Below are 9,536 nucleotides of genomic sequence, written 5' to 3' on the forward strand. Positions count from 1 at the left end.
GGCGACTGGTTCAACCGGCTGCTGTGGGACTGCGCGCAGGGCAACGGCTTCGGCGTAGCGGTGTGCAGGGTCGCCTCTCGGCGAAAAGCACAACGCGGCTCCAGCCGAACGGTAGTCCGCGAAGGCGATAAATGAGGCCCGGGGACACTGGACACACCGGCTACGGGGAGTAGAACCATCGCCCGCCTGCGCGCATTCCCGCCGGGAGGGATTCCTCGCGGTGCGCCGGGGCCCGCCATCACCCCGGCCCGCGCCACGGATCCTCTTCGCCGATCACCCGGTGGAGGTCAACGGCCGCCGTTTCTCCCGCCGGAGGCGGAGGGGGCGGGTGGCTGCTCGTCGGTCCAGCCGTTCTCCTCGTAGGCGGTGACGGCGCCGACCCGGACGGTCCGCCCGTCCGCGAGCCTGCCGTCGAATCTCTCCTCCCCGCCGAGGGGCCGCCCGCTTCCCGGCTCGACCACGAAGAGCAGGTCGCGCCCGCCGTCCTCGCTGCGGTAGCCGACCGCCTGCCCGGTACGGCCCAGCGGGTCGGTGACCTCCCCCGCCGAGCGCATGCCGGGCAGCGCGGCGAGGATCTCGTAGGCGGCGGCCCGCACCTCCGGCGTGACCGGCAGCCGCACGATGAGGTCCACGCAGCTCCTCTGCAGGACCCGCTCCATCCGCAGGTCCGGGGCTCCGCCGTTGCCGTTCACCAGCTCCCGGGTGATGCGCTCCTCCAGGTAGGCCCGCAGCCTCCCCGCCTCGTCCGGGACCTCCGACAGCTCGTCCCAGGTGAGCATCCTCGTGAGCAGGGTCCCGCCCTTCCCCTCCTGCACGTCGGGCAACGAGGTCGTCACCGGCGTGCCGGGCGAGGAGCGCAGGCTCTCGTTCGAGAGGACGTAGCCCTTGTCCCGGGTGCCCTGCGGATACCGCCAGGTACGGGGAGAGCCGGCCGCGCGCCAGGCCGCCTCGTCATCGGGGGTGGCCGGCTGGGTGCCGAGGTCCTGGTGAACCCGTACGCTCCGCCCGCCGGGCCGCCGCGCCAGCCATGTCTCGTCGGAGACGCGGTGCCGGAGGAGGTAGCGGCCGGTCGGATCGACGACCGGCAGGTCGGTGACCGTCCGGACACGCCAGTAGGCGCCGCCGGAGGGTTCCTTCGCCGCTCCGGTCACCGTGGCGGACGCCGCGGCGAGCAGGATCCGCCGGGCGTCCGGCTGCCCGGCCCGCGCCGTGGCGGACGTGCCCGCGCCGGGTGAGAGGCGCACCGGGTCACTACCCGGGACGGCCACGGTGACCGCCAGGGCGGCCGTGGCCGCCGCGACCAGCCCGCCACCCGCGATCGCCCACGGCCGTGGCCGCACCCCCGACCGGCGCCACCGGCCGGTCCGCTCCCCGGTGCCGGGCCGCCGGTCACCGCGCCCGGCACCCGGGCCGGCACCGGCCCCGGACCCGGCTTCGACGGAACCCGTGCCCTCCGCGGCGGAGCCGGAGCCCGCGACGATCGATGCCAGCAGCGCCCGCGCCCCCGCGGCGGACGCCTGCCCGGCCAGCTCGCCATCCCGGACCCGGGCCAGCCGGGCCACCATCTCCTCGGTGTCGTTCACAGCGACCCTCCAGTCGGAATCCGCGTTGACCTGCTCATCAGGGGTGTTTCGGCGTCCGCCGCGGCCAGCGCGCGGGAGAGGCGCCTGCGTGCCCGGTGGATCCGGATGCGCGCGGCGTTGCGGGAGCAGCTCAGGACGCGGGAGATCTCCCCCGCGTCCAGCCCCTCCCAGGCGACCAGCGACAGCAGCTCCCGGTCGTCGTCGGACAGTGCGCGGAACACCCGGCCCACCGCGTCCAGGCCGGCGTGTCCGGCGGGCGGCGCGGTGCGGGCGTAGAGGTCGGCGATGTCCTCGCGCAGCTCCACCTGGCCGGCGTGACGGCGCATGTTCCCCCGGCGCTGGTTCGCCAGGACGTTACGGGCCACGCCGTACAGCCAGAGCCTCGCCTGGTCGCCCGGGGGCAGGTCGTCGATCCGGCGCCAGGCGATCTCGAACGTCTCTGCCACGACGTCCAGCGCGTCCTCGGGGGAGTCGCAGCGACGCGTCGCGTAGCCGAGGATGCGTTCGTAGGCGTCGAGATACGCCTCCTCGAAACGACGTCTCCGGTCGTCACTCACGGGCGGTCCACATGGTCGGCCTCCTCGGGGTCGGGATGTTCGGACACCCCTTCATGTCGGAGACCCGGGGATCATTTCATCCGGGAAGGCCGTGGCCGGAGCGGGCCACGGCGCCGGGCCGGGCAGCCGTCGGCCTCCGTACGGCGGGCGGCCCGAGGAGGCGCGCCATGCCGTACGGCGGGCCGGGGCGCACGGCAGGCCGGGGCGGCTCAGCGGACCTGAGCGGCTCAGCGGACCTGGGCGGCTCAGCGGACCTGAGCGGCTCAGCGGACCTGAGCGGCTCAGCGGACCTGGCGGAAGAACTCCCGTACGTCACCCGTCAGCAGGTCCGGCGCCTGCAGCGCGGCGAAGTGGCCGCCGCGGTCGAACTCCGACCAGTGCACGACCCGGTGCTCCCGCTCGGCGAACGACCGGACGGTCGAGTCGCCCGGGAACACCGCCAGGCCGGTCGGCACCGGGCAGAACTCCACCTCCCGTCCCCACGACGCGGCGGCCTCCCGGTAGAGGCGGCCCGCGGACCCGGCGGTGCCGGTCAGCCAGGTCAATGTCACGTTGGTGAGGATGTCGTCGGTGTCCATCGCGCCGGCGCCGTGCCCGTAGTCGTCGAACCACTCGGTGTTCCAGGCGAGCAGGCCGACCGGCGAGTCGACGAGGGCGTAGGCGATCGTCTGCGGCCGGGTGGACTGGATCTCCGCGTATCCGGACCGCTCCTCTCTCCACCGGCTGATCCCCGCCAGCCGCTTCTTCTCCGCCTCGTCCAGCTTCTCGGCCTCGGCGGGGTCGCGCGGGAAGGCCGTGAAGGAGTTCATGTGCAGCCCGGCGACGTGGCCGGAGTCGATCCTGGCCAGTTCGGGGGAGATCCGCGCGCCCCAGTCGCCGCCCTGGGCGCCGTAGCGCTCGTAACCGAGGCGGCTCATCAGCTCCGCCCAGGCCCGCGCGATCCGCGGCACGTCCCACCCGGTCTCCGTCGTCGGCCCGGAGAACCCGTATCCCGGGAGAGACGGGATGACGAGGTGGAAGGCGTCCGCCGGGTCGCCGCCGTGCGCGCGGGGGTCGGCGAGCGGCCCGGCCACCTTCAGGAAGTCGGCGCCCGAGCCCGGCCAGCCGTGCGTGAGGACCAGCGGGAACGCGTCCGGCTCCGGCGAGCGCACGTGCAGGAAGTGCACGTTCTGCCCGTCGATGGTCGTGGTGTACTGCGGGAACGCGTTCAGTCTCGCCTCGTGCCGTCGCCAGTCGTAGCCCGTCCTCCAGTACTCGGTCAGCTCTCGCAGCCGGCCGGGCGGCACGCCGTACGACCAGCCCACGCCGGGCGGCTCGTCGGGCCAGCGGGTACGGCCGAGCCGGTCGCGCAGGTCGTCCAGGTCGGCTTGGGGGATGTCGATGCGGAAGGGACGGATCTCGCGGTCGTCGTTCATATCGGGAACGGTACGACCGATCGCGGAAGAACGGCTTCCGCGATCGGCCGGTCCGGTCACCAGCGCACCGGCAACTCGTGCGGACCGAAGGCGACCATGCCGCTGCGCCAGCGCAGCTCCGCCGGGTCCGCGGCCAGGCGCAGGTCCGGGAACCGGCGCAGGAGCGCCGCAAGGCCGGCCCGCAACTCCACCCGGGCGAGCCCTGCGCCCAGGCAGAAGTGCGGCCCGTGACCGAAGGTGAGGTGGTCGTTGCGGGACCGCCCGAGGTCCAGGGCGGTCGCGCCGGAGAAGGCGCCCGGGTCCCGGTTGGCGGCGGCGGTCCAGGCCAGGACCATGGAGCCCGCCGGGACGCGTTCCCCGCCGACCTCCACGTCCTCGGTGGCGATCCGCGCGGTGCCGTGGACCGCCGGAGTCATGCGCAGCAGCTCCTCGACCGCGGCGGGCACGCCGCCGGGCTCGCGGCGCAGCCCGGCGTACCGCTCCGGGTCGCGCAGCAGCACGTACGCGCTGATCGCGAGCTGGTGGACGGTGGTCTCGAACCCCGCGCCGATGATCGTGCCCGCCACGCCCACCAGTTCGGCGTCCGTCAGCTCGTCCCGCCGGTCGGGGGCGGTGATGAGCGTGCTGAGCAGGTCGTCCCCCGGCTCCGCGCGCCTGGCGGCGCCCAGGTCGGTGAAGTAGCCGTGCAACCGCATGAGCGCGTCGAAACTCTCCTCCGCGGAGTGCGCCGTCAGCGACAGCGCGGTCTCGATCCACTTCCGCAGCGCCGGCCGGTCCGCCTCGGGCACGCCGAACAGCCGGCAGATCACCGAGACCGGCAACGGCGCGCAGAACGCCTCGACCAGGTCGGCGGGCCCGCCCGCCGCCTCCATCCGGTCGAGCAGGTCCTCTGCGACCTCCTCGACCCCGGCCCGCATCGCCTCGACCCGCCGCGGCGTGAACGCCCGCGACACGGCCCGGCGCAGCCGTCCGTGCTCGGGGGGATCGAGGTTGAGCAGGCTGTCCGGCAGGCCGATCGGCCGGTCGGAGTATCGCGGCGCCCCCGGGCGGAACATCCAGGCCCGGCTGAACACCGGGTCCGACAGCACCCTGACGACGTCGTCGTAGCGGGTCACGAGATAGCCCGTGTCCCCCGACGGCATGCGGACCCGGAACACCGGCTTCTCCGCGTCCAGTTCGGAGAGCAGCGCGGGCGGGTCGAGGGGGGACGGCCAGTCCAACGAGAAATCACGCATCATGGGACCTCCTGCCGCCATGATCCGCCCCCGTACGGCCGCCCGCCTCCCCCACGGGAGGGATCCGCCTCCCACCGTCTCACCATGACGATCTCCTGATGACGGGTCCCCGTGGCGGTCTCCTCGCGCCGATCTCCTCGTGCCGGATGCGAGGCTCCCCCGGGGATCTCCTCCCGCCGGTCTCCGCCGCGCACGACCGTCGGCCCTCTCCTGTGACCGGTCCCACGAGCGGCCGGCCGCACCGCGCCGGACGGAATCGGGCGAGACGTATGCGCGAATCGTCAACACAGGGGCCCTCACCGATGGCATGATCACCCGAGCGGTTCCTTACCGGTCCGAGCTGGGATGCTCTGAAAGGTCCCAGGGGACCCGGGGAGCCGGGGAGTGACCGCACGAGCATGTGCCGGAGGCGGGTGCCATGGACGCCGGAGGATACGAGCGGACCCGACGGGCCGCGCGAACCGATCATGCCGTACGGATCACACGGACCGGTCGCGCCGGGCGGGGCGCGTGGGCCGAGCGCACCGGGCGGACCGAGCGCGCCGGACGGGCCGCATGGGCCGAGCGCGCCGGACGGGCCGACCGTACCGGGCAGGGCGCGTGGTCCGAGCGCGCCGCCGGCGCCGGGGTGTGATCGGCGGTGGGACTCGACGGAACACCGATCCCCGGCTGGGCCGGACCCTACGTCGGCTGGATGATCGGGCGGTACTGGCCCGAAGGCGATGAGGAACGGTGCTTCCGCCTCGCCGACGCCTGCATCGACGCCGCCCACCGGATCGTCGCGGGACCGGGAGCCGACCGCCGGATCACCCCGGGCGACGGACCCGACCGCCAAATCATCTCGGGCGACGGACCCGGCCGCCGGATGACCCTCGGCACCGGGCCCGGCCGTCAGATCGACGCGGAGGCCGGAGCCGGTCCTGGAACCGCCGCCGGGAGCGGGTCCGGCCCCCTCCGGAGCGGCGGGAAGAGCGAACGGACGTGGGACGGCGCGGCCCACGCCGCCTTCGCCGAACACGTCGCCAGGGTGGTGGGCGGGCGTGAGGCCGAGCTGGTCACCCGGCTGGTCGGCACCGCCATAGCGATCAACGACGCCGGGGTGCGCGTCCGGAACACCAAGCACACGATCGAGGCCACCGTACGGCTCACGATCGCGCAGCTGGGCCATCTGCTGGCCGCCACCATGACCGGCGACGCCTCGACCCTGGCGCTCGCCTCCGCCCGGCTGCGGCTCGCCCGGCTGACCGTCGCGCACATCGGCGAGCGGACCCTGAACGACATCGCGCTGTCCACGGCCGTCACCGCCGACGCCGCCGGTGGACTCGTCAGTGCCGGGCAGGACCATCGTGACGCCCTCGACGCGCGGCGCCCGGCGACGACCACGCTCGCCGAACTGGCCGATCACGTCGCCGCCGCCGACGATGTGATCACCGAGGAGCGGTCGGGCGCGGAATGGTCCGCAGGCGATGCCGCCTCCGGCGTGCCGGACGCCGACGGCCGGTATCTCCTCCCGTTCCTCTACCCCGGTCTGATGTCCACCGGCCTCATGGGTGGCGGCCCGTACGGCGGGGCCGCGTCCTCGTCCCGCTCCCCCGCCGGCCGCCGCACCGCGCCCGCTTCTCCGTGGCCCGGCCTCGACTCCCCCACCGCTTCCGCCACCGACCGGTCCTCCTCCGCCGGCCGGTCCTCCGGGACCGCCTCCTCCTCCACCGGCCGTTCCTCTTTTTCTTCCGCCGGTCGTTCCGCGAGCACCTCTTCTTCCTCCGCCGCTTCCTCCGCCTCTCCCGTCCGCGACACCGCGCCGGGCCGCGCCCCCGCCTCGAGTGCGGCGCGCCCTCTCTTCGGCCTCGACCTCGACCTCATCCGCCGCAGCGTCTCCACCCCGGCCGTACCGGCGGGGACCTCCAGGACCGGCCGCCCCCGCAGAGCGCCCCGGCCCGCTCCCCGGACCGAACCCGAGGCACGGCGCCCGGCCGGAACCGAACCCCGGCCTGTCGCGACCGGCGCCGAACCCCTGGCCAGAGCCGAACCCGAGTCCGTAGCCGGAACCGAGTCCGGAACCGAACCCGAGTCCGTGGCCGGGACCGAGTGCGGAACGGGAATCCGGAACGGAACGGTGGTCAGGTCGGGGACCGAGTCCGGACCCGGAGGCGAGATCGGGTCCCGGACCGGAACCGGGGCCGAGGCCGGAACCGGGGCCGCGGCCGAAGCCCGGGACACGGCCGAGGCGCCGGCTTTCGACCCCTCCTACAACAAGGTCCACGAAGCCCTCGCCCCGGCCGCCGAGGGGATCGCCGTCCCCGGTTCCCCGGACGAGGACGCACCCGCGGAACCGTCCCCGTCCGCACCCGGTTCCCCGCCCTCGAAACGGCTGCGCATGCGGCGGAAGCGCCGCGGGTGATCCCGTTCAGTCTCCGCGGACCCGGAGGAAGGCGGGCGGCGAGCCCTTCCACTCCGGGAGGTCCAGGGAGTTGAGGGCCTCGACGATCTTCTTCTCCTCGTAGCGGAAGTGCGTCTCCAGGATGGCGCTCAGGCCGTCCAGTTCGTCCCGTACGGCCCGCGCGCCGGCCGTATCGTCCGGGTCCTCCGTATCGGTCACGCCGGTCATCCCGGTACGCGGTGCGAGGCCGCCGAGCAGTTCCTCCACCCGCGACAGGATCCCGGTGACCATCAGGTGGTCGTGCTCCAGCTGCTCGATCACGGGGCGCAGCTCGGGGAACCGTTCGGCGAGGACGGGGAACGCACCGCCGTCCTCACCGGTGTGATGCCTGGTCAGCGCGGAGCAGAAGGTCATGCAGTGCGCCCACAGCGTGCGCGGGCGTTCGCCGCCGTCGAGGTGGGAGTCGAGATCCTCGCGGATCCGGTCGAGCTCCTCGCGGAGCTGAAGGTGGACTTCGACGAGCTGGTTGCCGAACGCCGCGAGGCGGTCACCCGGCCGGTCGGATGCGGTCATGGATGTCGTCCCATGATTCGGCGCCTCCATGCCCACGGCGGTCTCTTCACCGGGTGCACTGCGACGCTGAGCCGAGATTCCACCATCCCGGCGGCGCATCGTCAACCGCCGCCCGGAGGGGACGACTCCTCGAAGACGGCGGCGACGACGTCGCGGGAACGCCAGGGAAGAACCTCCGCGGCCCCGGAACCGTCGTGCCCCTCCGGTACGGTCCTGCCTTCCGGACGAAGGAGGCCGTATGGCACGCAGGATCGACCTGACGATGGACTGCTCGGATGCGGGCAGGCTGGGCGGGTTCTGGAAGCTGGCGCTGGGATACGAGGACGAGCCGCCGCCCGCGCCGTTCACGACCAGGGACGAGTGGGTGAAGCACTTCGACCCCTCCGACACCGCGGAGGGCGGGGCCTGGCTGCACGATCCGGCCGGGGTCGGCCCCCGCCTGGTGCTCCTGGAGGTTCCCGAGCCGAAGACGGCCAAGAACCGGCTGCACATCGACGTCCGGGTGGCCGGAACGGGTGGTCCCGAGGAGCGTTGGGCCAGGGTCGTCGAGGAGGTCGAGCGGCTGACGGCGGCCGGCGGCGCGGCGCTGCACGAGTTCCCCGGCCATCACGTGATCATGGCCGATCCCGAGGGCAATGAGTTCTGCGTCTGCTGAGCGGCCCGGCGGATGGAACCCGGGGATCGGGCGGGTGCGGGGGATCAGACGGCGAACAGCAGGGCGGAGCTGATCAGGACGACCACGGCGGTGGCGAAGTGGATGCCGAAGGCGACCGCCTTCGTGCCGCCGTTGCGCAGGACGATGAGGGTGTCCGTAAGGGGCAACAGCGCGACGACGAGCATGAACCACGCTTCGGCGCGGGCGCCCACGAAGATCAGCAGCGCGAAGCCGACGAGGCCGTAGACGAAGTCGCGCTGACCCTTGATGGTCAGGTAGACGGCGTCCCCGTTCTCCTTGGCGGGGACGCCGTACCCGGCGGCGGAGGGCCGGGGGGCCAGCAGGAACCGCGCGCCGATGAAGAGGATGAACAGGTTGAGCACGACGGCGAGGCCGTAGGCGATGGGGGCGAGCATTGCCCCTCCTTTTTATCTAGCACCGCTAGGAACAAGAGTGAAGCTAGCATAGCTTCGACAGTTCCGCTAGCGGCGCTAGAATGAAGAGCATGTCGATCCAGACGCGCCGGGAGCGCGAACGAGCGGAGCGGGAGCGGCTGATCATCCGGGCCGCCCGGGAGCTGGCCGAGTCGGAGGGCTGGGACGCGGTGACCACGCGCCGCCTCGCCCAGGAGATCGAGTACAGCCAGCCGGTCCTCTACAGCCACTTCAAGGGGAAGGGCGCCATCATGGCGGCGGTCGCGATCGAGGGCTGCGCCGACCTCGCCGCCGAGCTGCGCACGGCCCGTACGGCGGCGGCCGATCCCCACCGGGCCCTCGCCGACGTCGGCGCCGTGTACACCGGATTCGCCGAACGGCGGCCCGCGCTGTACGACGTGATGTTCACGCACGCCGTGGATCTGCCGTTCGCCACCGACGAGGCCCCGCCCGCCCTGAAGGAGGCTTTCGGCGAGCTGCGCGAGGCCGTACGGCCTCTGCTGCGGGAGGGCGAGACGGAAGCCGACCTGGAGACGCTCACCGAGGTCTTCTGGGGCGGGCTGCACGGCCTCGTCACGCTCATGCGCGACGGCAGGTTCCGGAGCGAGCACCACGACCACCGGATGGCGCTCCTGCTCGACCGCTTCTCCCGCTAATGGGAGCTACCGGGTCGGCTGATCAGGCAGACTCGGTGCCTGGTAGCC

9 protein-coding genes are annotated in these 9,536 nt (G+C 73.4%); 3 read left to right on the plus strand and 6 right to left on the minus strand.

Going from position 1 to position 9,536, the window contains the following annotated elements; genetic code table 11:
* Positions 1 to 287 precede the first annotated feature (287 nt).
* From AB0D67_RS38390 to AB0D67_RS38405, 4 genes are all read right to left on the minus strand, one after another.
* Positions 288 to 1,583, minus strand: a complete 1,296-nt coding sequence (locus AB0D67_RS38390) for a CU044_5270 family protein (protein WP_362947160.1) — start codon at positions 1,581 to 1,583, stop codon at positions 288 to 290.
* Positions 1,580 to 2,140, minus strand: coding sequence for an RNA polymerase sigma factor (locus AB0D67_RS38395; RefSeq protein WP_362947163.1), 561 nt, complete (start codon positions 2,138 to 2,140; stop codon positions 1,580 to 1,582). Before AB0D67_RS38395 ends, AB0D67_RS38390 begins: the two co-directional genes overlap by 4 nt.
* A gap of 281 nt (positions 2,141 to 2,421) precedes the next feature.
* Complete coding sequence (locus tag AB0D67_RS38400) at positions 2,422 to 3,555, minus strand: epoxide hydrolase family protein (protein WP_362947166.1); 1,134 nt, start codon at positions 3,553 to 3,555, stop codon at positions 2,422 to 2,424.
* Positions 3,556 to 3,611: 56 nt separating this feature from the next.
* On the minus strand, positions 3,612 to 4,793 hold the full coding sequence (locus tag AB0D67_RS38405; RefSeq protein WP_362947169.1) for a cytochrome P450: 1,182 nt from the start codon (positions 4,791 to 4,793) through the stop codon (positions 3,612 to 3,614).
* A 637-nt stretch (positions 4,794 to 5,430) separates the two neighbouring features.
* Here AB0D67_RS38405 and AB0D67_RS38410 point away from each other — a divergent pair.
* Positions 5,431 to 7,191, plus strand: a complete 1,761-nt coding sequence (locus AB0D67_RS38410; RefSeq protein ID WP_362947171.1) for a hypothetical protein — start codon at positions 5,431 to 5,433, stop codon at positions 7,189 to 7,191.
* 6 nt (positions 7,192 to 7,197) lie between these two features.
* Here AB0D67_RS38410 and AB0D67_RS38415 read toward each other — a convergent pair whose 3' ends face one another.
* Positions 7,198 to 7,743, minus strand: a complete 546-nt coding sequence (locus AB0D67_RS38415; protein WP_362947173.1) for a hemerythrin domain-containing protein — start codon at positions 7,741 to 7,743, stop codon at positions 7,198 to 7,200.
* Positions 7,744 to 7,981: 238 nt separating this feature from the next.
* Here AB0D67_RS38415 and AB0D67_RS38420 point away from each other — a divergent pair, with 238 nt between their 5' ends.
* A complete protein-coding gene (locus AB0D67_RS38420) occupies positions 7,982 to 8,398 on the plus strand; it encodes a VOC family protein (protein WP_362947176.1) in 417 nt (138 codons plus the stop codon).
* Between the two features lie 44 nt (positions 8,399 to 8,442).
* Here the strand turns inward: AB0D67_RS38420 and AB0D67_RS38425 are convergent, their stop codons facing one another.
* Positions 8,443 to 8,814 carry a DUF4267 domain-containing protein gene (locus AB0D67_RS38425; protein ID WP_362947179.1) on the minus strand — a complete coding sequence of 124 codons (372 nt, stop codon included), beginning with the start codon at positions 8,812 to 8,814 and terminating at the stop codon, positions 8,443 to 8,445.
* Between the two features lie 89 nt (positions 8,815 to 8,903).
* Between AB0D67_RS38425 and AB0D67_RS38430 the strand changes: the two genes are divergently transcribed.
* Positions 8,904 to 9,488, plus strand: coding sequence for a TetR/AcrR family transcriptional regulator (locus tag AB0D67_RS38430; RefSeq protein WP_362947182.1), 585 nt, complete (start codon positions 8,904 to 8,906; stop codon positions 9,486 to 9,488).
* Positions 9,489 to 9,536 lie beyond the last annotated feature (48 nt).

Source organism: Streptosporangium sp. NPDC048047 (genome assembly GCF_040653115.1).
Lineage (GTDB): Bacteria > Actinomycetota > Actinomycetes > Streptosporangiales > Streptosporangiaceae > Streptosporangium.

Excerpts from the sequence above, each read along its gene's own strand:
- AB0D67_RS38400 (WP_362947166.1), bottom strand. The coding sequence starts at position 3,555 with ATGAACGACGACCGCGAGATCCGTCCCTTCCGCATCGACATCCCCCAA.
- AB0D67_RS38405 (WP_362947169.1), bottom strand. The coding sequence starts at position 4,793 with ATGATGCGTGATTTCTCGTTGGACTGGCCGTCCCCCCTCGACCCGCCC.
- AB0D67_RS38415 (WP_362947173.1), bottom strand. The coding sequence starts at position 7,743 with ATGACCGCATCCGACCGGCCGGGTGACCGCCTCGCGGCGTTCGGCAAC.
- AB0D67_RS38420 (WP_362947176.1), top strand. The coding sequence starts at position 7,982 with ATGGCACGCAGGATCGACCTGACGATGGACTGCTCGGATGCGGGCAGG.
- AB0D67_RS38425 (WP_362947179.1), bottom strand. The coding sequence starts at position 8,814 with ATGCTCGCCCCCATCGCCTACGGCCTCGCCGTCGTGCTCAACCTGTTC.
- AB0D67_RS38430 (WP_362947182.1), top strand. The coding sequence starts at position 8,904 with ATGTCGATCCAGACGCGCCGGGAGCGCGAACGAGCGGAGCGGGAGCGG.